Annotated in this window: 26 protein-coding genes; 7 read left to right on the top strand and 19 right to left on the bottom strand. The window is 69.8% G+C overall.

Features of this window, described 5'->3' with window-relative positions:
• Entirely contained in the window at positions 1 to 1,221 is a 1,221-nt protein-coding gene (locus GIS00_RS03000; RefSeq protein WP_154766891.1) for an acyltransferase family protein, read from the bottom strand.
• A 265-nt stretch (positions 1,222 to 1,486) separates the two neighbouring features.
• Between GIS00_RS03000 and GIS00_RS02995 the strand changes: the two genes are divergently transcribed.
• Positions 1,487 to 2,548, top strand: coding sequence for a glycoside hydrolase family 71/99 protein (locus GIS00_RS02995; RefSeq protein ID WP_154766890.1), 1,062 nt, complete (start codon positions 1,487 to 1,489; stop codon positions 2,546 to 2,548).
• A 19-nt stretch (positions 2,549 to 2,567) separates the two neighbouring features.
• On the opposite strand, the gene GIS00_RS02990 is transcribed toward GIS00_RS02995, so the two are convergent.
• Positions 2,568 to 3,449: an alpha/beta fold hydrolase gene (locus tag GIS00_RS02990; protein ID WP_322097404.1), complete on the bottom strand. Its 882-nt coding sequence runs from the start codon at positions 3,447 to 3,449 to the stop codon at positions 2,568 to 2,570.
• 6 nt (positions 3,450 to 3,455) lie between these two features.
• Positions 3,456 to 4,004 (bottom strand): DinB family protein, encoded by a 549-nt coding sequence (locus tag GIS00_RS02985; protein ID WP_154766889.1) that lies wholly within the window; start codon positions 4,002 to 4,004, stop codon positions 3,456 to 3,458.
• A gap of 61 nt (positions 4,005 to 4,065) precedes the next feature.
• On the opposite strand from GIS00_RS02985, the gene GIS00_RS02980 reads away from it, so the two are divergent.
• The gene (locus tag GIS00_RS02980) at positions 4,066 to 5,046 is read left to right on the top strand and encodes a helix-turn-helix transcriptional regulator (protein WP_322097403.1); all 981 of its coding nucleotides are present in this window, start codon (positions 4,066 to 4,068) and stop codon (positions 5,044 to 5,046) included.
• A 50-nt stretch (positions 5,047 to 5,096) separates the two neighbouring features.
• Here the strand turns inward: GIS00_RS02980 and GIS00_RS02975 are convergent, their stop codons facing one another.
• From GIS00_RS02975 to GIS00_RS02940, 9 genes are all read right to left on the bottom strand, one after another.
• Positions 5,097 to 6,677, bottom strand: a complete 1,581-nt coding sequence (locus tag GIS00_RS02975; protein ID WP_154766887.1) for a helix-turn-helix domain-containing protein — start codon at positions 6,675 to 6,677, stop codon at positions 5,097 to 5,099.
• Between the two features lie 45 nt (positions 6,678 to 6,722).
• Positions 6,723 to 7,721 carry a dipeptidase gene (locus GIS00_RS02970; RefSeq protein ID WP_322097402.1) on the bottom strand — a complete coding sequence of 333 codons (999 nt, stop codon included), beginning with the start codon at positions 7,719 to 7,721 and terminating at the stop codon, positions 6,723 to 6,725.
• Complete coding sequence (locus GIS00_RS02965; RefSeq protein ID WP_154766885.1) at positions 7,718 to 8,113, bottom strand: nuclear transport factor 2 family protein; 396 nt, start codon at positions 8,111 to 8,113, stop codon at positions 7,718 to 7,720. Before GIS00_RS02965 ends, GIS00_RS02970 begins: the two co-directional genes overlap by 4 nt.
• Complete coding sequence (locus GIS00_RS02960; protein WP_154766884.1) at positions 8,110 to 9,663, bottom strand: hydantoinase/oxoprolinase family protein; 1,554 nt, start codon at positions 9,661 to 9,663, stop codon at positions 8,110 to 8,112. The genes GIS00_RS02965 and GIS00_RS02960 overlap by 4 nt, the downstream gene beginning before the upstream one ends.
• A gap of 5 nt (positions 9,664 to 9,668) precedes the next feature.
• Complete coding sequence (locus GIS00_RS02955) at positions 9,669 to 10,745, bottom strand: DUF917 domain-containing protein (RefSeq protein ID WP_154766883.1); 1,077 nt, start codon at positions 10,743 to 10,745, stop codon at positions 9,669 to 9,671.
• A gap of 125 nt (positions 10,746 to 10,870) precedes the next feature.
• On the bottom strand, positions 10,871 to 11,098 hold the full coding sequence (locus GIS00_RS27185) for a hypothetical protein (RefSeq protein ID WP_230312733.1): 228 nt from the start codon (positions 11,096 to 11,098) through the stop codon (positions 10,871 to 10,873).
• 12 nt (positions 11,099 to 11,110) lie between these two features.
• The gene (locus tag GIS00_RS28280) at positions 11,111 to 11,236 is read right to left on the bottom strand and encodes a nuclear transport factor 2-like protein (protein WP_255454595.1); all 126 of its coding nucleotides are present in this window, start codon (positions 11,234 to 11,236) and stop codon (positions 11,111 to 11,113) included.
• Positions 11,237 to 11,366: 130 nt separating this feature from the next.
• On the bottom strand, positions 11,367 to 11,591 hold the full coding sequence (locus GIS00_RS02945; RefSeq protein ID WP_154766882.1) for a type II toxin-antitoxin system prevent-host-death family antitoxin: 225 nt from the start codon (positions 11,589 to 11,591) through the stop codon (positions 11,367 to 11,369).
• Positions 11,592 to 11,646: 55 nt separating this feature from the next.
• Complete coding sequence (locus GIS00_RS02940) at positions 11,647 to 11,922, bottom strand: hypothetical protein (protein ID WP_154766881.1); 276 nt, start codon at positions 11,920 to 11,922, stop codon at positions 11,647 to 11,649.
• A gap of 157 nt (positions 11,923 to 12,079) precedes the next feature.
• Here GIS00_RS02940 and GIS00_RS02935 point away from each other — a divergent pair, with 157 nt between their 5' ends.
• The 3 genes from GIS00_RS02935 to GIS00_RS02925 are packed head-to-tail and all read left to right on the top strand — an operon-like array spanning position 12,080 to position 13,327.
• A complete protein-coding gene (locus tag GIS00_RS02935; protein ID WP_154766880.1) occupies positions 12,080 to 12,625 on the top strand; it encodes a TetR/AcrR family transcriptional regulator in 546 nt (181 codons plus the stop codon).
• 10 nt (positions 12,626 to 12,635) lie between these two features.
• The gene (locus tag GIS00_RS02930; RefSeq protein WP_154766879.1) at positions 12,636 to 13,001 is read left to right on the top strand and encodes a DMT family transporter; all 366 of its coding nucleotides are present in this window, start codon (positions 12,636 to 12,638) and stop codon (positions 12,999 to 13,001) included.
• Positions 12,998 to 13,327 (top strand): DMT family transporter, encoded by a 330-nt coding sequence (locus GIS00_RS02925; protein WP_154766878.1) that lies wholly within the window; start codon positions 12,998 to 13,000, stop codon positions 13,325 to 13,327. The genes GIS00_RS02930 and GIS00_RS02925 overlap by 4 nt, the downstream gene beginning before the upstream one ends.
• Before the next feature lie 20 nt (positions 13,328 to 13,347).
• On the opposite strand, the gene GIS00_RS02920 is transcribed toward GIS00_RS02925, so the two are convergent.
• The 7 genes from GIS00_RS02920 to GIS00_RS02890 form a co-directional block, all read right to left on the bottom strand.
• Positions 13,348 to 13,797: a VOC family protein gene (locus tag GIS00_RS02920; RefSeq protein WP_154766877.1), complete on the bottom strand. Its 450-nt coding sequence runs from the start codon at positions 13,795 to 13,797 to the stop codon at positions 13,348 to 13,350.
• Positions 13,798 to 13,845: 48 nt separating this feature from the next.
• Positions 13,846 to 14,247, bottom strand: coding sequence for a hypothetical protein (locus GIS00_RS02915; RefSeq protein WP_154766876.1), 402 nt, complete (start codon positions 14,245 to 14,247; stop codon positions 13,846 to 13,848).
• 172 nt (positions 14,248 to 14,419) lie between these two features.
• Complete coding sequence (locus GIS00_RS02910; protein ID WP_322097401.1) at positions 14,420 to 14,839, bottom strand: type II toxin-antitoxin system VapC family toxin; 420 nt, start codon at positions 14,837 to 14,839, stop codon at positions 14,420 to 14,422.
• Entirely contained in the window at positions 14,836 to 15,087 is a 252-nt protein-coding gene (locus tag GIS00_RS02905; protein ID WP_154766875.1) for a type II toxin-antitoxin system Phd/YefM family antitoxin, read from the bottom strand. Before GIS00_RS02905 ends, GIS00_RS02910 begins: the two co-directional genes overlap by 4 nt.
• Positions 15,088 to 15,195: 108 nt before the next feature.
• A complete protein-coding gene (locus GIS00_RS02900; RefSeq protein ID WP_154766874.1) occupies positions 15,196 to 16,359 on the bottom strand; it encodes a VOC family protein in 1,164 nt (387 codons plus the stop codon).
• 76 nt (positions 16,360 to 16,435) lie between these two features.
• Entirely contained in the window at positions 16,436 to 16,696 is a 261-nt protein-coding gene (locus tag GIS00_RS02895; protein ID WP_230312732.1) for a hypothetical protein, read from the bottom strand.
• A 297-nt stretch (positions 16,697 to 16,993) separates the two neighbouring features.
• Positions 16,994 to 17,806, bottom strand: a complete 813-nt coding sequence (locus tag GIS00_RS02890) for a helix-turn-helix domain-containing protein (protein WP_230312731.1) — start codon at positions 17,804 to 17,806, stop codon at positions 16,994 to 16,996.
• A 363-nt stretch (positions 17,807 to 18,169) separates the two neighbouring features.
• Here GIS00_RS02890 and GIS00_RS02885 point away from each other — a divergent pair, with 363 nt between their 5' ends.
• Positions 18,170 to 18,715 carry a hypothetical protein gene (locus GIS00_RS02885; protein ID WP_154766872.1) on the top strand — a complete coding sequence of 182 codons (546 nt, stop codon included), beginning with the start codon at positions 18,170 to 18,172 and terminating at the stop codon, positions 18,713 to 18,715.
• Positions 18,716 to 19,243: 528 nt separating this feature from the next.
• Entirely contained in the window at positions 19,244 to 19,849 is a 606-nt protein-coding gene (locus GIS00_RS02880) for a hypothetical protein (RefSeq protein ID WP_154766871.1), read from the top strand.
• Positions 19,850 to 19,964 lie beyond the last annotated feature (115 nt).

Here is a 19,964-nt window from a genome sequence, read left to right as displayed (position 1 = left end):
TCAGACGTGCTCCCGGGCGTCCGCCCGACGGTCCCGCTGCTCGGGCAGGGCCGGGACCTGCACCGATGCACCGCGATCGTGGGCCACGGAACCGGTGGCAGCCTCCGCCTTGTTCGCTTCCGGCGCAACCCCTTGACCGATGCCCAGCCGGAGGCCGATCCTGCGCAGCCCGCGGTCCAGCCAGGCCGGGGGCGAGAACAGCCACCCCAGATGCCATCTCGGCGCGAGCACCGCCGCTAGGATCGGGATGCCGACCCCGGCCAGCATGCCGACGACCATGTGCACGGTGAAGTTCTCGATGCCCGCCTTCAGCAGCACCACCCGGGTACCGGCGTAGAGAACGATGTGCATGACGTAGATCTCGAGCGTGTGCCGGCCGATCAGCTGCAGCGCCTCCGACACCCGCGGGATCATCGACAGCAGCTTCGAGACCGCCAGCAGCGCAACGATACCGAGCAGGGTGGCGATCAGGCTGGCCACGAGCACCGAGGTGGTCACGCCACCCTCACCGGTGACAGCCGGGCGGTGCGGCCAGCGGACGGCGACCAGGAAGCCGGCGGTGCCGATGACACCGAACAGCACCCAGAGCCAGGTCGGCCGCTCCAGCGCCGTCACCATCCGGCGCAGCCCGACGGTGGCACCGATGGCCGAGAAGAACAGCAGGCTCAACCCGTAGGTGCCGGCGATCTCGAAGTTCCGCCCCCACATCAGCACCGCCACCGCGGCGAACACCACCAGCACGACCGTGCCGAGCACCGGGTGCCGCCACGGCCGCAGGACCGCCATCAGCACGCTCGCCACGACCACGTACGGCAGGAACCACAGCTGCAGTTCCGGGGTCCACAGCGTGAGGATGTCCAGGATGCCGGTCTTGTTGTTCCGGACACCGGAGGTGATGACGCCGATCGCGCCCTGGATCACCGACCAGATCACGTACATGTAGCCGACGATCAGCACCCGCGAGTAGATGTAGCCGCCGACCCCCCGTTTCCCGACACCCCCGGGGATGAACAGCCCCAGCAGCAGGGCGAGCGCAGGCAACCGCAGCAGGCCGATGTCGACGATCGCCGGGGCGAGCCGGTTGCCGTCCGGGATCAGGTCGAGCGGGGCCAGTCCGTTGACGATGTGCAGCGCCACCACCGCGCAGACCGCCAGCCCGCGGGCGATGTCGATGGCCGCGGAGCGACGGACGGGAGCCGTGACCGGAAGGGTGTCTGCCACCGGAGGAAGGTAACGACCGAATCGTGTCCGGAAGATTGCCGGGAATCGACGATCTCGATTCCCGGGCGAATTTCATCCCGGTGCGTGAAGTGTGCCCGAATGTCTTTCCCACGATTCCTGTGGCCATGGAATGTCAATTGTCCGGATGGCCGCACCTGATCGGAATGCCGCGCCCCGTTCGGCCCAGCACAGCGGTAGAGCATGACTTCCTGGGATTCGGTCACGGAGTGCATACTGTTGCTGACGCCGAGTGAAGGAGCTGGTCATGTCGACGAGGACCTCCCGCCGCTGGTCCGCGGCCTGCCTGGCCGCGCTGATCGGTCTGGCCGGCCTGGTGACCGGCACCGGAACGGCCGCGGCCGCACCGGTCCCGACCCCCGCCGCACCGGTGCAGGACTTCGAGATCGCCCCCGACTCCGCCTTCGCAGCTGCCGGCTCGCCCGCATCCGCACTGGCCTCGGCGCAGGACGCCCTGGCCACCCCGGCGGTCTCGGCAGCGGCCCCGACGGTGCCGATCCGGCCGACCGGGTCCGACCCGCAGCCCCGGTTCCCGATCCGCGCGGCCTTCTACTACGGCTGGGGATCGACCTCGTCGCACTTCACCGCGACGTACGGCACCGACGACCCGTACGCCGCCCCCGGCGCACCGCGCCGCAACGTGACGCAGATGCGCTACGCCGGCCTGAACGCCGGTATCGCCTCCTGGATGGGCCAGGGATCGTTCGCCGACGTGCGCTTCCCGTACCAGCTGCGTGCCGCCGACGGCACGCCGTTCCGCTGGTCCCTGTACTACGAGCCGGCCGGCCGGTCCTACGCACAGATCAACTCCGACCTGACCTACATCCGCGGCAAGTACGGCATCGACAAGAACTTCCTGCGGGTGGGCGGCAAGCCCGTGCTGTTCGTATGGGCCGGCGGCAGCTTCTCCTGCAGCCAGGCGCAGACCTGGGTCCAGGCCAACCAGTCCCGGTTCTACCTGGTGTTCAAGGTCTTTCCGGGCTACACCGGCTGCCCCTACAAGCCGCGGGCCTGGCACGAGTACGGCCCGGTGCACCGCATCGTCACCGTCCCGGGCAACTCCGCCGCCGTGTCGCCCGGCTTCTGGCACACCAACAGCTCGTCGCCGATCCTGGCCCGCGACCCCCGGTCCTGGGACCTGGCGATCAAGCAGATGGTCGGCTCCCGGGTGCCGTGGCAGTTGGTCACCAGCTACAACGAGTGGGGCGAGGGCACCGCGGTGGAAACCGCGAACCAGTGGCGCAGCGGCACCCCGTACGGCCGGTACCTCGACCTGCTGCACGTGAACCTCTGGCGCAGCGGGGTCTGACCGGCCTCGCCGGTGACGCTCAGCGGATCCGGCCGGCCAGCAGCTCCAGCGCCGCCTCCGCGTGGCGGAGCACGGAGAGGTGGCCGTCCTCCGGGTGGTGCTGCTGCTCGCCCTGCGGCGCCCGGTCCGCGATCCAGCCGCCGTGCGCGGCGGGTGCGATCCGGTCCTGCCCGCCGGTGAGGACCAGGACCGGGCAACGGATGTCGGCGACGTCGAAGCCCCAGTCACCGACGTAGGCCAGGTCGTCGGCGATCAGCCCGCCGGGTCCGTTCGCGGTGCCGGGCCCGACCACCTCGTCGAGCCAGGCCCAGTCGCTGCGGAAGGTGTCCATGTCCGCCGCGGTGAACCCCGGGTCGTAGTCGGCGCCGGACGCCTCGTAGGCCTCCTTGGCCGCGGCACCCTGCGCAGCGGCCTGCAACGAGTCCACCCCGGACGGGATCATGCCTGCCCAGTAGTCCAGGCCGTCGGCCTGCCACTGCTGCAGCGGCGCCATCGGGGCGATGGACAGCACCCCGAGCGCGCGGTCCGGCAGCAGCGCCGCGGAGGCCAGCGCATGGCTGGCACCGCCGCTGTGCCCGACCAGTGCGAACGAGCCGACGTCCGCGGCATCCACCAGCGCCTCGACATCCGCTGCTGCAGCGGCGATGTCACGGCCAGGACGGGGCGTGGACCCGCCGTAGGACGGCCGGTCGTAGGACAGCCAGCGCAGGCCGAGCCGATCGGCCGCGGCGAACAACGGACGGGGCGGTGCTCCGATGTTCGGCGAGCCGTGGTGCCAGACGACCGCGGTGCGGCCGTCGCCCGGCTCCCCGGTGTCGTAGACATGCAGCGTGCGGCCGTCGGCCAGGGTCAGGTCCCGTTCGATCACGACCGGAGTGGTTCCCGCGTTGCGCCTGTCCACGCCGGCTCATTCCGGTTGCGGCGGGTCCTCACCGGTGAGGCCGTCGATCCGCTCCCGGAACAGGTCCGCGTGCCCGACGTGTCGCGCGTACTCGTCGTGCAGGTCGACCAGCAGCAACCGCACGTTCGGCGGCTCCCCCTCCCACGGCCAGACCGCCACCGGCCGGTCGAGGTCCGCGTCGGTGAGCCCGGCGAGCGCGGCCTCCGCGCGGGCCACGGTCGCCCGCCACAGGCCGTAGAGCTGCTCCGGGGTGTCGGCGGCCGCCGACGTCCACTCGGTGTCCGGCTCGTGGGTGTCCCACGGCGGCGCCGGCGGGCGCCCGGTCAGCGCGAGCGCGATCTTCTGCTCCTCGACCAGGGCCAGGTGCTTGACCAGCCCGCCGATGGTCATCGAGCTGGGCGGCATCGGCCTGGCCAGCTGCTCGGCATCCAGCCCACCCACCTTCCAGGCGAACTGCGCCCGCGAGCGGCGCAGCGCGAACAGCAGCATCCCCGCCTCCCCCGGCCGGCGGCCGGGCTCGTCGATCCGGGTGTCCAGGGTCTCCACGGCGTCCATGTGCGGCACACTAGGTCCGGTTCCGGACGTAGAGCGTCCGCTATCCGACCTGGAGGTGTTCGTGACCGCCGCACAGGACATCGGACCGACCGCGCGCGCCCTGCGCACGCTCGAGCTGATCCAGGCGAATCCCGGGGTGACGGCCCAGCGGATCGCCGACGAGCTGGAGGTCTCCGAGCGTGCCGCCCGCCGCTGCGTGACGGTGCTGCGGGACGCCGGCATCGCGATCGAATCGGTGCGTGGTCCGTACGGCGGGTACCGGATGGGCCGCGGCCTCCGGCTGCCGCCGCTGGTCTTCACCGGCGGTGAGGCACTCGGCCTGGTGATGGCCGTGCTGGACGGGCACCACGACGCCGCGGACCGCGCCGACCCGGCCGGCAGCGCCCTGGCCAAGATCGTCCGGGCGCTGCCGGAACCGGTGGCCGCGGCGGCGGAGGTCGTCCGGCAGAGCACCACCGCCGCGCCGGACCGGGCGGCGGCCCGGCCGGACGCCGGCACCACCACCACCCTGGTGCAGGCGGTGCAGCGGCACCGGGTGGTGCACCTCGACTACCGCTCCGAGGCCGGCCGCGCGTGGACCGCGCAGGTGCAGGCCTGGGCGGTGGTGGTCCGGCACGGTCGCTGGTACCTGTTGGGGCGCAGCACATCGGACTCCGGAACGCTGCGCGCCTACCGCATCGACCGGGTGCAGCAGGTGACCGTCACCGACGAGACCTTCGTTCCTCCGGCGGATCTCGACCCGGTCGGACTGCTGGAGGAGCACCTGGCCGTGGGCTGGGAGTACCGGGTGGAGGTGGACATCGACGCCCCGCTGGAGAAGGTGCGCCGGGTGCTGCCCCGCTCCCTCGGCCGATTGACGGCGGTCGACGACCTGCGCTGCCATTTGTCCGCGACCACCGGGAACCCGTACTGGTACGCGGAACAGCTGGCCGTGCTGCCCTCGCCGTTCACCGTGGTGGATGGGCCGGAGTTGCGGGCGGCGGTGCGGGATCTCGGGGCCCGGTTCCTCGCTGCCGGCGGTGGTGAGCGGCACCGAGCCTGACGATCCGCCGGCTCCCACCGGCCGGCGATGTCCGCCGATCCGCGACCTGCTCAGCCGCCGAGACCGACCACCCGGCAGGCCAGCTGCACGGCGAGCCGCTGGTCCGGGTCGTCCAGGTCGACCTGCAGCGCCTGACGGATCCGGGCGATCCGGTTGATCACCGTGTTCCGGTGCACGCCGAGCACATCGGCGGTGGCGGTCGGCGACGACTCGTTGTCCAGGTGGACGGCCAGCGTGCGCAGCAGGTCCTCCCCCGGGTCGATGGCGGTGATCGGTCGCAGCAGGGTCCGGGCGAAGTCGCCGAACTCGTCGGAGGTGTACCAGCCGACGAGAATCCTTTGTACGCCGAGCTCGTCGACGTGCTGCACGGCCGTGCGCGATCCGGTGGCCTGCGCGACGGTCGCCGCCTCGCGGCTCTCCGCCAGGCTCTGCCGCAGTCCGACCACGCCCGCATACGGGCGGCCGATGCCGGCGTGCACCCGGAGGCCGTCCCGGCCGGTCACGAACTCCTGCAGCGCCCGCCGGAGGTCCGTCACCAGCAGGCGGTAGGAGGTGGCCGGCGGTTCGGTCGGGGTCGTGGTCCACGAGCTCCAGCCGTCCGGCCGTTCGATCAGCGGCCCGGGGAACACGCGCTCCAGCACGGAGGCGAGAGCGTCGGTGAGCACCGGGATCCGGGCCGGGTCGACCCGCTCGACCGGCCCGGCGATCCTCAGGTGCAGGGCCGTGCACCAGCCGTCGGTGGACCAGCCGAGCAGCCCGAGCTGCCCGACCAACTCGGCGGACGGCCGCTCGCCCACCGCCAGGATCGAGTTCAGCGCGCCGATCCGGGCCCGGGCGTCCCGCTCCCGTTCCAGCCGGTCGGACAGCAGCCGGGTGGCGAGCTGTGCCGCCGCCGGACCGGCGATCCGGGTCAGCAGCTCGGCGTTGGTCGACGATCCGGAGTCATCGGTCAGCACCAGCCAGAACGCCGGCTGCTCCCCGCGGGCCGGCGGAACCGGTTGCACCACAAGAGTTCCCGTGCCGGTCGTCGATCGCACCGGTACCGCCAGCCGGTCCCGGCCGGGGACCGGAGGATCGAGGGGAGCACCCGCCACCACCTCGCCCTCCGACCCGACCAGACTGCTGCGGGCGGCCAACGCCCGGTCCAGGGTGCCCAGCACGTCGGCGATCCCGGGGCCGGTCCGTGCGACGGCGTCCAGCGCCTCGAGCAACAGCCGGGCCACCGTGCGCAGCGGCGCCTCGACGAGATCCCGCATGCCGTCGGCCACCTCGAGCACATCGCCGTCGATCCGGACCAGCGCGAGGCCGAGCTTGTCGGCCAGTCGTCCGGCGGACAGGCCGATCGGCTGGGCCGGCGCGACGACGACCAGCAGTGCCGCCCCCGCCTCCTCCATCCGGCGCAGCGTGGTGTCCACCACGAAGGTGTCGCGGTGCAGCCGGTGACCGTCCAGCACGTAGGCGGCCCCGGACAGGTCCGCCGCGCCGGTCCAGGTGTGCGGCACGAGGCGGACCCGGGACAGCCGGCGGTCCAGTGCCGGCGCGCCGCCGAGCAGCTCCGCCCCCGTCAGCCCGGGTAGGCCCAGGACGTCGCGCACCCCGACCCTGGAGGTGGGCTCCGGTTCCTGGGCCATCGAGTCCTCCTCCGCTCCCGGTGGCACGGACGCTACCGGGCTGTGTCAGATCGCCGAGGAGAGGAAGGCGATCAGGTTGCCGCCCATCACCTTCCGGGTCAGGTCCGCGCCGAGCCGCTGCTCCATGGCCGCGGCCAGTCCGGGCAGGTCGGCGGGCCGCTGCAGTCCGGCGGTCACCGGGATCGTGGTGCGGTCGACCAGCAGCCCGGTGAAGATCGGGTCCACGACATCGGCGACGTCGTCGATGAAGTCGGTGCCGAGGCCGACCCGGTCCGGGCCCAGGATGCCCAGCGCATGTTCGACGTGGTCCAGGTAGTCGGCCACGCCCGGGGTCGGTGCATCAGTGAGGAACGGGCCGAACGCGTTCAGCGCGACGAAACCACCGGTGTCGGCGAGCACCCCGAGCTGCTCGTCGGAGAGGTTGCGCGGGTGGTCGGTCAGGGCCCGGCACGAGGAGTGCGAGGCGAGGAACGGACGGCGGGCCACGTCGGCGAGGTGGAAGAAGCCGGCCTCGGACAGGTGTGAGACGTCCACCACCACGCCGATCTGCTCCATCCGGCGGACCGCGTCGACACCGAGCCGGGTCAGCCGGCCTCCGGTGTCCTGCTCGGCGACCCCGTCGGCCATCTGCGTGCGCCGGTTCCAGGACAGCGAGCACATCCGGATCCCGGTGCGCTGCAACACGTCCAGCAGTTCGAGCGAGTGGCCCACCGGTTCGGCGCCCTCGATCGCGAGCAGCAGCGCGATCCGGCCGGACTCGAGGACCTCGGTGATCTGCGCGGAGTTCTCCACGATCGCCACCCGCTCGGCATGCACGTCGGCGAGGTGGCGGGCCTCCTGGAGCAGCAGCAGCGCCCGGCGCAGGGCGCCCTCCCCGACGAACTGCTCCTCGGTGCACACCGGCAGCACCTGCAGCCGGACGCCGCCGGCCTCCAGCTGCGGCAACCAGAACTCGCCGAACGGATCGACGTGCCCTCGTTCGCGCTGGTGCCGCACCGCCAGCAACAGGTCGTTGTGGCAGTCCGCCACCGGGTACCCGGTCACCCGGGATTCCCGGACAGCGACGCGTCCAGTGCATCGCCCTGGTAGTACAGGGCGGCCCCGGTCATCACCCCGTCGGCGGCGGTGACGATCGAGCAGCCCTGGACGTCGAGGACCGGGTGCGCGGGATCGGCCGGGGTGCCGCGCATCCGCCAGCGCGCGGTGGCCCGCTCCCCGGCAGCGATCACCTCGACCACCTCGCGGCGGTAGTCCGGGTACTGCTCGAGCAGCCGCCGCATGGCCCGCTCGTCCTCCTCGGCGGACGACACCGCGGGGACCCCGTTCACGGTCGCGACCAGGTCCGGCGCGACCAGGGTGGACATCGTCGCGAAGTCGGCCCGGTTCTCCGCGACGTTGTAGGCCAGCCAGATCGACGCGGCGTCCTGCCCGGTCATGCCAGCGGGCCGGCGGCCTTGACCTGGACCCGGCAGGCCTGGCCGGGCACGTAGGTCAGCGGGACCTCGTGCACGGCGGTCACCCGGATCCGGGCCGGGTCGGCCCCGGACCGGACGGCCGCCTCGGTGGCCAGCCGGCGCGCCTCGTCCAGGCAGGCCTCGCGGCTGCTGTCGTCGTAACGGAAGACCCGGTCGATGGAACCGGACGCCTCGGCGATCGCCGCACCGTAGGCGTTGGCCACCGCGTGGTGCGGCGGCCGCACCACCTCGGAGATGCCCGGGATCACGTCCGGCACCAGGTGCGAACCGCCGCCGACCGCGATCAGCGGCATCTCGTGCCGGCTCGGCTTCATCCGGTCGGTCATGTGGCGGATCTGCCGGTCCACCCACTCCAGCGCCGCGTCGACCACCTGCTGCGGCACGCCCTCGACCAGGCCCGGATCACCGAATCCGGTGAGACGCCCGCCGCGCACCGAGATGTCGGACAGCGTCAGGGTGGACCCGCCGCGCACCAGCGCCTCGTCGACCACCCGGTAGCCCACCGAGTCCGGCCCGACGGTGACCTCGCCCGGGCCACCGGTGACGATCGACCCGCCGCCCAGGCCGATCGAGATCAGGTCCGGCATGCGGAAGTTGGTCCGTACCCCGCCGACCTCGACGGCCGCCGCCGACTCCCGCGGGAAGCCGTCGGCGAGCACCCCGACGTCGGCGGAGGTGCCGCCGACGTCGATCACCAGCGCATCGGACAGACCGGCCAGGCTGCAGGCACCGCGCATCGAGTTGGTCGGCCCGGATCCCAGTGACAGCACCGGGAACCGCGCGGCGTCCTCGACGGTCATCAGCGTGCCGTCGTTCTGGGTCAGGTAGGACTCGACGTCCAGCTCGTTGGCCAGCAGCGCCGCCCGGAAGCCGTCGATGACGGTGCGCGCCACGCCGAGCAGCGAGGCGTTCAGGATCGTCGCGTTCTCCCGCTCCAGCAGGCCGAGCGCGCCGACCGCGTGGCTGACCGAGATCTGGTGGTCCGGGCCGAGTTCCGCGGCCAGGATCTCCGCGGCGCGCAGCTCGTGGTCGGTGTTGGCCGGCGAGAACGGCGCGGACACCGCGATGGCCGACACCGTTCCGGCGCAGGCGGCCGCGAACCGCTTCACGGCGTCCTCGTCCAGCGGCGCGATCTCGTTGCCGTCGAACTCGTGGCCGCCGCGGATGATCTCCGACGGTCCGATGATCTCGGCGAGCAGGTCGGCCGGCCAGGAGGCGGCCGGACGGACACCGAGGGTGGCCGGGGCGGCGAGCCGCAGCACACCGACCCGGAGCAGGTCGCGGCGGCGGATGATCGCGTTCGCCGGGTGCGTGGTGCCCAGCATCGCCTGGGTGATGGCGCCGCGGTCGACCTCGGCGATCACCGTGGAGAGCGCGGACCTGATGCCGTCCAACGGATCCGGGGTGGTGGCCGACTTGGTCGCGGCCACCACCGAGCCGTCGGCGGCGACGACCACCGCGTCGGTGTTGGTGCCGCCGACGTCGATGCCGATCTTCAACGAACCGGTCATGCCGCTCACTCCCCTGCTGCCGGCACGAGCGGCGTGTACTCGACGTCGTAGCCGAAGGCCGACGGCCCGACCACGTCCAGCATCCCGGGCTTGTGCCACTCCGGCGCGCAGGGCATCGCCAGCACCCGGACCCGCTGCCCGTAGGCGAGGGTCTCCGTGGTGATGGGCTCGGCGGTCTCGTGGTCGAGCATGCAGATCAGGTCCGGCGGCGTGACCACCGGCCGGCCGTCCTCGATCGCCAGCAGCAGTTCGTTCTGGATCTCGATCCGCATGACCTTCGTCGGATCGGCGAAGTCCTCGATCGTCACCGTGCCGCGGGCGAACCCGGTGGTGGTGCGCCGGTCCAGGTCGATGATCTTGCCCTCGAAGACGACCCGGCCGTCGGTGAACGCGAGCAGGTCGTCCCAGTCGGACTCGTGCCGCTGCACGGCGCGCAGGGTGGCGCCCAGCTCGGTGCAGTAGGCCATGGAGCCGGCAATCGCCGCCTCCTTGGCCTGCTTGACGGTCATCGGGTAAAGCGCGATCGCGTTGGCCAGGCCGAGCATGATCACGGACCCGCGGACCAGCTTCTCGGCCATCTGGTTGCTGGTGGTCTCGAAAGCGACCCGGTTGCCCTTCTCGTCGGCCAGGCTCATCGGGGTCGCCGAGAGCCCGGACAGCGTGAAGGTGGTCATCTCGATCTGCGGGAAGGCGCGACGCATGCCGTCGGCGTCCACGCACGGCACGCCGAGTTCGGCGGCGACGGCCAGCGGAATCAGCGTGTTCATCCCGCCCACCTCCGCGGGCATCACCGCGTCGATCGGGCGGCCCAGGTAGGCGGCGAGAGCCCTGACGGCATCGGCGAACTCGCTGCCGGACGGGATCTTCTCGATGATCACCGTCGGCGCACCGATGACGGCGACAGTGGCGAGCTGGGCGTCGTCGGGCAGGTCGTCCAGGTCGGCGATGGTGATCGGGCCGTGGTCGGCGATCGCCTGCCCGACCATCAGCTTGGCGATGAACGGGTCGCCACCCCCGCCGCAGCCGAGCACCGTGGCACCCAGCGTCAGCGGGTCCAGGTCCTCCGATTCCAGCCGGCGCATGCGCATCGTCCCTTCCGGACAGGTTTCGTGTCGGTCGATGCCCACGCTAAACCTGCTGGCTGCCGCTGCCGATGGGCAGAGCGCACCTCGTTCCGCATCCGACTGTGCGATCCGCCCACCCGAGGTCACTTGCCGCGGATGGTCATCTCTCGGACCAGTCCGTCATGGAAGCGGTAGACGTGGTCGAGCAGGTCGTCGGACATCATCTCGCCGGCGTGACTCCGGACCAGTTGGCGGACCTGCACCGCCAGTGCACCGTCCGGCTCGGTGGTGACGGCGACCGGGGTGACGACCGGGTCGATCTCGCCCCACTGCCGCAGCCAGTAGGCCCTGACCTCCTCGTGCCCGGTCACCCACCCGCCCTCCTAGCCGTTCGGCCAGTGCACGTCGGGCGTGAAGTGACGCAGCACGGCGTCCTCGTCCCGGGCGTTGAAGGAGGCGTACAGGTCCTGGAACCAGGGCAGCGGATCCCGCCCGTCGATCGTCGTCATGCCCCGATCGTCATCCCCGGAGCACCGGCGCCGCAACAGGATCCGCGCTCGGCGGACGGACGGACAGTCACCACGTCAGGCATCGAACCGCGGGCAACCCGATGACCACACGGTCGACGGTGGCGAGCTCTCACTCCCAGGCCGCGAGCTCACTGTCCGGGAGAGCAGCATCGAACGTTGCGGGCACCATCAGGCGGGTCCGACCGAAAACGCGCGGTCCGGGTGCTGGGTCGGAGAGTGCATCCCTCTTCGCAACGGGTCGGTCATCCTTGGTCAGACCGGCTTCCTCGGAGCGATCAACGCGATCGACCACCCTGTCCCACCGCCCGTCCGCCTGCTGGCCGGTCACGTCCATGCATCGACGGTAGACCTGCGGCCGTCGGCAGCGCACTCCCGTTCTTCCAGATGATTCAGCCCGGAACAGCGCGGTCGGTGTGGGCGCGCCAGCCGGGCACCACCTGGTCCAGCAACTGCTGGTGGATGAGCGTGAGTTCGTACGTCATCAATCCCAGGCGTTGCGCCGCGAGCCACTGGGCCAGCTCCCGCTCCCCCGGCTCGGTACGTCCGTCGGTCTGCGGCCAGCCGTCATGGTGCGACCGGAACCGGGCCACCGCCAGCATGTTCCGTTCCCAGGCGATCTCCGATTCCTGTTCCGCCGGATCAGAGGTGGCGTCGACGAGTGGCATCCGTCCCCTTTCACGAAGTTCTCGCCACCCACCGTTGCCCAGGCCCGGACCGTGCGACACCCTTCCAGCACGTCGCCACGCTTTCGGACGCCCCCGCTCACCCCACGGAGCCGGACGGCGGCTGTAACTATACCGACCGGCTGGTACAGTTTCATGCGTGAGACCCAGTTCCCGCACGGCGATCCTGGATGCGGCGTTCCGCCTCGCCGATCACGACGACGGCGCACTGGCGGTCACCTTCGACGCCGTGGCGAAGGAAGCGGGCGTCACCAAAGGTGGTGTGCTGTATCACTTCCCGACGCGGAACGAGCTGATCATCGCGGTCACGGCATACGCGGCACAGCGGGTGGTCGACGCGATGGCCGAGCTGCTGGGCGCCCCGCTGGAGCAGGCCACCCCGGAACACCGCATCCGGGCCTACATCACGGTCGTCGGCCGCGGCCGGCTCACCCGCGCAGACCTGGCGATCTTCACCGAGAGCCTGTCCGACCCTGCCCTCGCCGAACCGTGGGAATCGGTGCTCGGCCCGTGGATCTCCGTCGACGGGATCGACGACCCGGTCCGCCGTGCCCGCCTGTCCACGGCCCGGCTCGCCGCGGACGGTCTCTGGATGGCCGACGCCACCGAGGTGCTGCTGCCGCATCCGGACGACCGTGACCGGATCCTCGACCACATCCGCTCGCTGACCGACGATCTCGCATGAAGGTGTGGTCATGAAACTCTGGCTGCTGCTGGCCGCTGCCATCTCCTCCGAGGTGATCGCGACGCTCTCCTTGAAGGCCGCACTGGATCATCCGGCGTGGTACCTGCTGGTGGTGACGGGCTACCTGTCCGCCTTCGCGTTCCTCAGCATCTGCCTCCGGTTCGGCATGCCGATCGGCAAGGCCTACGGGATCTGGGGCGCCGGCGGGGTCGCCGCCACGGCACTGCTGTCCGCCGCGCTGTTCGGCGAGAAGCTCACCCTGGTCATGGGTCTCGGCATCCTGCTGATCATCGCCGGGGTACTGACCGTGGAACTGGGCTCCTCGGCGCACAGCCGTGATGCCGGCAACGGCGACGCGGCGGAAACCGCCGCATGAGCTGGCTCTATCTGGTGCTGGCGATCCTCTGCGAGGTCGGCGCGACGATGTCCCTGCGGGCGTCCGGTGGTCTCCGCGAGCGGAAGTGGATCCCGGCGGTAGTCGGTGGCTACGTCGCCGCGTTCGTCCTGCTCAGTTTCGCCCTCGGGCACGGCATGGCACTCGGTGTGGCGTACGGGATCTGGGCCGCGGCCGGCGTCGCCCTCACCGCGGTGCTGGCCCGTTGGCTCTTCCGCGAGCCGCTCACCCGGGTGATGGCGCTGGGCATCCTGCTGATCGCCGGTGGTGTGCTCCTGGTCGAACTCGGTGCCGAAGCGATGGCCTGACGTCCGCGGACGTCATGGCCTTATGGTCCCGATGATGTCGCACCAGGTGATAGCTCCTGGGCGAGCTGCACCGGGTTGCCGTCGGGGTCGAGCACCCACGCGATCAGCAGACGTCCGAGCCAGACCTCCGGCTCGCGGTGAGCTGGCACCCCGGACGCGACGAGGTCGGCGTAGGCAGCTCGGGTGTCAGCGGTCCACACCGTCAGAGTCGAGCGCTGACCGGCGGTGGCCGGCGTGAGACCGTGGTCCCGGCGCGAGGAATCGAGGGTGGCGAATCCGATGCGGTAGCCGTCCATCTCCAGATCTGCGTGGATCGGCCGACCCTCGGCCGGTACCCGGAACACCTCACGGAAGCCGAGCCCGCAGTAGAACGCCACCGCCCGCTCGACGTCGTCGGTGAACAGGATCACCTGCGGGTTCGAGAACATGCGGGTCGTCAGGCCGGGGCTGGTGTCCGTGGCGTCGCGCATGCTGCAGAGTACCCACGGACCGATGTCCGTCTCCCCGGCCACCGCTGATCAGGTGCGAGCTGCCGCCTCGCGGCGCAGCTGCTCGAGCGTGGCGGTGATCCGCTCCGGGGTCACCGGCCCGACCATCGTGTACGGGAACACCCGGCGCCGCTTCCCCCGGGTCGTCACCGCGCAGATGCCCTTGACCGGACCCAGCTCGAACCGCTCGATGCGGTCCCAGGGCAGTCTCCGGATGCGGAGCTCGCCGATCACGACGATGCCCTCGGCGTTGGCCCGGACCGACGTGAACCAGGCGAACGGCGCCGACACCAGCGCCAGCCCCACGTACAGGAACATCCACCAGAATCCGGCAACTGCGGCGACCACCCCGACCAGCACCGCGCCACCCGCCCAGGCCGCGGCCATCAGCTTCCGGCGCGGGTGCCACACCAGGACCTCGGTTCCGGTCACCTCGATGTCCCCGGGGAGCTCCGTTCCTCCGCCTCCCGGGGCACCGCTGTCGGCTGCTGTCATGATCAAGGCAGTGCCCGCTCGGCAGTCCTTCGGAACGGGCGGAGCGCCGACAATGTCAAGGCGTAGGTGCGGCCTGGCGGAGATCATCGTGCCCGGGAGATCGATCCGATCAAGGGCTCCACGGGTCGAACAGTTGGACGGGCATTGCACTGAAGTCCCGAGTGTTCCGGGTGGCCAACACCATCCCGTGCACGGCCGCGGTCGCTGCAATCAAAGCGTCGCGCTCCGGGCGCGGATCCGGGACGTGGCTCCGCGCAGCCCAGCGTGCCACCGGCAGATCCACCGGGAGAATCCTCAGGTCGAAGGCCAGCAGCACACGTTCGTCCAGCCAAGCACGAAGTCGTTTGCCCTGTTGAGGATCTCGCCGTTCCACCCGGCCGACTCCGATGTCGATCTCCATCACTGTGATCACACTCAGAAAGAGCGACTCCGGAGCCATGCCGGCAACCCAGTTCCGAACTGCTCGACTGGCGCTGCTCCCGGACTTACGGAGTTCGCTGATCACATTCGTGTCGAGAAGATGGTTCACAAGCGCGGCACTCTGGGCCCAATCTCGAGCGGTTCCGGCTCGAACTCGATCTCATCTTCCATCTCCAACCAGGTCACCAGGTCTGCACCGGTCACTTCGTTCGAGCCGGCCAAGCGACGGTAGGCATCGATGGACAGCAAGACGTACGCGGGACGACCTCGATCGGTGATCACGACAGGTCCGGCACTGGCCGCACGCTTGGCCGCGCTGACGTCGTGATTGAACTCCCGTGATGTCACAGTTGTCATCCGGCCTCCTGTAGGTACGTACCTACGATAGCGGCTCCGAGCGTCGAATGCAGGATGGTTCTGTCAGAGCCGATCAGCACTCGGCCGAATCTGACCAGGTCCAAGGGCTCAGCGTCTCCCGATGACGACCAGCTCGTTGCCCTCGGGATCGGCGACCCGGCACCGGTCTACGGACTCCTCGAGCACCCGACCGCCGGCGGCCACCGCGACGTCCACCCGGGCCGTCAGCATGTCCGCAGGCACTGCGAGCTCGAGGTGCAGCCGACCTCGCTGCTCTCGCCTCTCGGTGTCCGAGGCGTCGAGCTCCTGGAACACCAGTTCCGGGTTCAGCCGGAGCGGATCGAGGATGTCGGTGGTGCCGGTCCTCCGGTCGTGGACGTAGCCGAGCGCGGCTGTCCAGAATGCGCGGACCGCGGGCACTTCGGCGGCGTCGAGGAAGAGCTGCACGAAGCGCGGCTGCGCCGGGTCCGCGATGGCGCCGAGATCGCGGGCGGCCGCCTGCAGGGCGACGGCGAGGTCGGAGAAGTCGAGGTCCAGGCCATGCGCATCGGCATCCGCCTGGTCCTTGCCGCTGTCCATCACGACCAGCCCGGGCCGGAGGTCGATCAGCAGCGGGAATTCTGCCACATCAGCACATCTCGCTGCCGCGACGGCCAGCTGCACCTGCTGTTCGGGTGAGTCGACGCGATAGCAGGCCATCGCGGCGAAGACGACCTGCCAGTCGGCCGTGCCCGGGCCGTCGCCGAGCGGATCGCCCGGCACCAGGTCCACCTCGTTGCCGTCGGGGTCCGCATGCCGGACCCCGTACGGTCCGGACGGCTCGCCGGGACTCACCCGAGCCACCACCTCGGACGGCCGCACCACGTCGAGATGGATCCGTCCGCGCCGCGGCCGCGCCTCGCCCGACTGCCGGATCCGCAGGTCGGGATCACGGCGCAGCGGGTCCACCAGGCCGCCGGTGGGCTCGTCGACGTAGTCGAGCACCGGTTGCCAGAACTGTTGCGCCGCAGCCGGGTCCGACGCCTCCAACACGACGCCGACCACCTGCAGCACGGACGGATCTGCGGCGAGGCCCAGCTCGGAGACCGCCGCCGCGTGCGCACCATCAACGAGCCGTACCCGAACTCCGGTGGCCCGGATGTCGATCGCGCAGTCAGCCGAGATCTGCACGATCCGGCCGGCCAGCGCCGCTCCCTCGGTCAGCGACGACGTGCCGAACCACGCCGTCGCCACCCCGTCCAGCACCCGCCAGTCAGCTCCGAGCTCTGTCATGCCCGGCACTGTAGAGCGGGATCCGGACACTCACCGTCCGGATGGTGGCTGACCATCGCCAACCCGATGGACCTGATCACGTGGTGCTCTTCAGCCAGCTCTGGTCGTCAGCAGCACGACCATTCACGGCCGGATCCACCACATTGCCGGCGTCGTCGATCTCCGCACACCGCTCGCCCGCCGCACCGAACTCCGCCGCGTAGTCCAGCTGACACCGGACAGCAGCCGCGCGGCGGGCCCATTCCTCGCGGACGAGCACCTGATCGTCCTGGCCGAGCAGATCGTAGGGATCGCTACCCGCCAGCACTTTGTCGATGGCACTCCGATGGCTGCTCACGGCATCACCGACGCCTTCACACATTCACCTGTCAGTGGCCCAGACGTTCAAGAAGGTTGGCGTAGCGGGTTCGAGCCGCGCTCGACAGGTTGTTGATCTTCGCCCTGTTCACCCTGTGCTCGGATGGCGGGACGGTCACATCGTGGCGAGAACCGGCGTCCGCCTCATCCCGAATCTGTGTCACCCTCACCACCCCGTCCACGAGACCACGGTAGCGGCAGTCGCAACCGCGGCGCATTGTCGAGCGGTGCAGTTGCCGGGCGCTCACGCTTTGCGAGCCTTTCGGTCGCGTGGAACTCAGTCATCTACAACCATCCCGGTCAGTCTCTGCAGATAGCCGGCTCCGGTCGGTTCTACAACGTCAAACCAGCGGAACGGGTGACGTTCTGCCAGAACTGCTGGCAACAGGGGGTGACCGCGTAGGAGTGGCACTTCCCATTCGTCCCAACAACACTCGTCGTCGAAAATGTCCGAGACAACGCTCCAGTCGTCGTCTCCGATCACACTCGCCACTTCGTCGTCGTCATCATCGACCGAATCCCGCCGAGGAATCCGCTCGAAGAGTTCAGGCATGTCCTGCAACCAGGTACGCGCCCCGTCCAGAGCTGCTCCGATCAGGACCTCGTCGATGAGGGGGCCTGGACGGTCGAAAGGGAGCGTGCCGGCTTCGACCTCGTCATAGAGGACTCGACAACGTTGCCGAACTGCTTCCGCCCAAGCCCGGCTGTCGCCCACCAGCATCATGACGCGCAGATCGAAGCGATCGAAAGGAGCAACGTCGTGAAGTGGCTCGCTCGGATCCTGGAGCCACTCACCGATGTCGGTGTCAATCCACGTGCCCAGCTCGACGGCAATCGCGTATGCCTGGCGCGGTGTGAGCCGATGCGAGTCCACCCAGGCCTCGACGAAGGCCCCGGCAGACTTCAATGACCTTCGCTCCAGCTCAGACATGCCTTTCAAGGCGCCCTCACAGGCGACCCTCGTTTTGGCACTGACCGCGGCGGGATCCTCTTCCCAGCGTCGCCAAGTCGCCAGCGAGACACCAGCCGAGCGGGCTGCGTCAGCCTGGGTCAGTTCGAGTTCAACTCGTCGATCGGAACGCTCACTCATAAGGCACAGCATTACTGAGTACTCAGTGAGTAGTCAACGACCAGTCCCGCTCTCGGCAACCGCGCTCGGGATTGGGACTGGGCATGCAAACGCGAATCGCCCGGCGCACGGGAAGACTGCTCCTGGCTCACCTTCCGGCTCGAGAAGACACCACAACGACAGCGTGTTGCTCGCACATGCCTTCCGGAGCTGTCCTGAACGCTCATACCGGATCAACCACACGTTGATGCGGAACTACTCCCTCAGGTTAGCTAGCAGCACTGAGCGCGATTGCGGTTGGCTGACCTGCGGCGATGCGACAGGCGAGATTGGCAGCGTCAAACACCGGATGGATCTGCTGCGGGACGCACTGCGGACGGGGGCATGATCACGGTCATGGTGACTGGCCCGAACGAAACCCTCCGAGTCTTGCTCGATTCCCTCCGCAACTGCAGCGACGACGAGGACGTCAACAGCGTGCTCAGCAGCAGGACCGGGCCGCTCGGTAGCTCGGTCCGCGGGGCACTCTCCGCGGCCTACTACTTGATCGGCAGCGACCCGGGAGAGGTCGAGTACGTGACGGCCGGCGTCGACGCCGACGAGAACCTGGTCTTCACCGTGCTCACACCGAAGTCCATCGTGCTCGCCTTCGCCAACCTGCACGCTAGCGACACCTACCGGGCCGACGTGATCTCTCGGCAGTCGATCAAGGCAGTCCGGGTGGTGGCATGCCCTGATGAGATTCCGACACCGAACCTCATCTTCGGCCAGGACGAGACTCTGCGGTTGGTGCTCGTCTCCGACGATGGCACCGAGGTTCCACTGCCGATCACCCAGAGGCCGGCCTACTCCAACAACGAGCTGCTGCGATCGAAGCTCGAGGGTTTGATCAACCAGCTGGTGACTGGCCCTTCCCACGCTCAACCGTGAGAACTCGATCTGAGGGCGTGCGGGCTGGTTCGTACCCACGGACAGTCATGGTCAGGTTGACCATGACTGAGATTAACTCCTGGAACGGCAGAGTCGTGTCGATGCGTCCTCTCTGGGTGGACCTGGTCGACGCGGCCCGCTTGTCGTCGTTGTCGGAGTCGGAGATCCGGCGGGCGATCAACCGGGGCGAGATCCGGGCGAAGCGACTGTGCAGGTGAAGGGACCGGACGGCCGGCCGCCGAAGAACGCGCGGCTGTCCGTGTCGGTCGTGTCGCTGGACCAGCACGTCGAGTCGTACCCGGACGCGTGACGGAGGCGGCCCCGCCGGCTGTAGTCGGTCAACCGGCGGAGCCTGACGGTCGTTCATCCCCGGGAGGAACGGAACCGCTGCGGAACTGGATGCCCATAGCAACAGGGGGCTCAAACGATCTGCAACCCCGGTCGGGTGAATCGGTCCGAACTGCCGACCTGGGTCGGTCTCCTGCCCGGATACTGCGGTCGCCTGATCACTGATGCCCTGGGGGGACCATGACGTCGCCGTCGAACGAGCCGCTGCACTGGACCGAACCGGATCCCGTCGCACCTTCTGGCCATAGGCGGAACCGAAGCCCGGAGCAAGTCCAGCGAAACCTGATCGTCGCCCTGGTCGCCGTCAGCGTCGTGGCAGTCGTGGCAATCATCTCGCTGATCGGAGTCGCGACCAGTAAGAACAATCAGCCGTCGGCGGGGTCGGGATCCGGTGCAGCTGTGCAGGCGGCCGAGGTTGCCACCACGGCACCGGACATGCTTTATCAGACGACCCCGATGACGACGAAGACGTCACCGACCAAGTCACCGGCGCCCGCCGGGTTCAAGTCTGCGGGCGGCGGAATGTGGGTGAAGTGGGCCAGCAAGGGCACGTTCAGCTGCGGCTACTACGACAGTTGCTGGGGCCTGGATGTGTTCTCGGAGTACGGGTGCCCGAGCGGTCTGTATGTCGAGATCTCGATCTCTACCGGCGGCGTGGCAACCGACTGGACCAACGGCACGTTGAGTGGCCTGAGCCCCGGCGAACGCGGGCAGCTGGTGATGGGCACCGTCGGGCGAGGCAGTGGCAACCGCAGCGCGAAGATCACCGAGGTCAACTGCAGGTGACCGGCGGCGCTGCAGGCGGACTGCCGCAGACCTGGTCTCTGCCAGAGATTTGCGCGGCCCTGGGCATCACCGACGAGCAGGTGGCGCGGCTAAACGCGGAGGGAATGCTCGGCTT

Origin of the sequence: Nakamurella alba (genome assembly GCF_009707545.1) — a bacterium.
In the GTDB taxonomy this organism is placed as follows: domain Bacteria; phylum Actinomycetota; class Actinomycetes; order Mycobacteriales; family Nakamurellaceae; genus Nakamurella; species Nakamurella alba.
The sequence above is the reverse complement of the archived record's forward strand: the minus strand, read 5'-3'. Positions and strand labels throughout refer to the sequence as shown.

Bases quoted from the DNA above. Each gene is read 5' to 3' on its own strand.
- GIS00_RS02955 (WP_154766883.1), bottom strand. From the start codon at position 10,745: ATGCGCCGGCTGGAATCGGAGGACCTGGACCCGCTGACGCTGGGTGCC.
- GIS00_RS02930 (WP_154766879.1), top strand. From the start codon at position 12,636: ATGAAACTCTGGCTGCTGCTGGCCGCTGCCATCTCCTCCGAGGTGATC.
- GIS00_RS02965 (WP_154766885.1), bottom strand. From the start codon at position 8,113: ATGACCGGGCAGGACGCCGCGTCGATCTGGCTGGCCTACAACGTCGCG.
- GIS00_RS02885 (WP_154766872.1), top strand. From the start codon at position 18,170: ATGATCACGGTCATGGTGACTGGCCCGAACGAAACCCTCCGAGTCTTG.
- GIS00_RS02900 (WP_154766874.1), bottom strand. From the start codon at position 16,359: ATGACAGAGCTCGGAGCTGACTGGCGGGTGCTGGACGGGGTGGCGACG.
- GIS00_RS02995 (WP_154766890.1), top strand. From the start codon at position 1,487: ATGTCGACGAGGACCTCCCGCCGCTGGTCCGCGGCCTGCCTGGCCGCG.
- GIS00_RS02920 (WP_154766877.1), bottom strand. From the start codon at position 13,797: ATGCGCGACGCCACGGACACCAGCCCCGGCCTGACGACCCGCATGTTC.
- GIS00_RS02940 (WP_154766881.1), bottom strand. From the start codon at position 11,922: ATGCCACTCGTCGACGCCACCTCTGATCCGGCGGAACAGGAATCGGAG.
- GIS00_RS02985 (WP_154766889.1), bottom strand. From the start codon at position 4,004: ATGGACGCCGTGGAGACCCTGGACACCCGGATCGACGAGCCCGGCCGC.
- GIS00_RS02880 (WP_154766871.1), top strand. From the start codon at position 19,244: ATGACGTCGCCGTCGAACGAGCCGCTGCACTGGACCGAACCGGATCCC.
- GIS00_RS02890 (WP_230312731.1), bottom strand. From the start codon at position 17,806: ATGAGTGAGCGTTCCGATCGACGAGTTGAACTCGAACTGACCCAGGCT.
- GIS00_RS02975 (WP_154766887.1), bottom strand. From the start codon at position 6,677: ATGGCCCAGGAACCGGAGCCCACCTCCAGGGTCGGGGTGCGCGACGTC.
- GIS00_RS28280 (WP_255454595.1), bottom strand. From the start codon at position 11,236: ATGACGACGATCGACGGGCGGGATCCGCTGCCCTGGTTCCAGGACCTG.
- GIS00_RS02925 (WP_154766878.1), top strand. From the start codon at position 12,998: ATGAGCTGGCTCTATCTGGTGCTGGCGATCCTCTGCGAGGTCGGCGCG.
- GIS00_RS02905 (WP_154766875.1), bottom strand. From the start codon at position 15,087: ATGACAACTGTGACATCACGGGAGTTCAATCACGACGTCAGCGCGGCC.
- GIS00_RS02945 (WP_154766882.1), bottom strand. From the start codon at position 11,591: ATGGACGTGACCGGCCAGCAGGCGGACGGGCGGTGGGACAGGGTGGTC.
- GIS00_RS02960 (WP_154766884.1), bottom strand. From the start codon at position 9,663: ATGACCGGTTCGTTGAAGATCGGCATCGACGTCGGCGGCACCAACACC.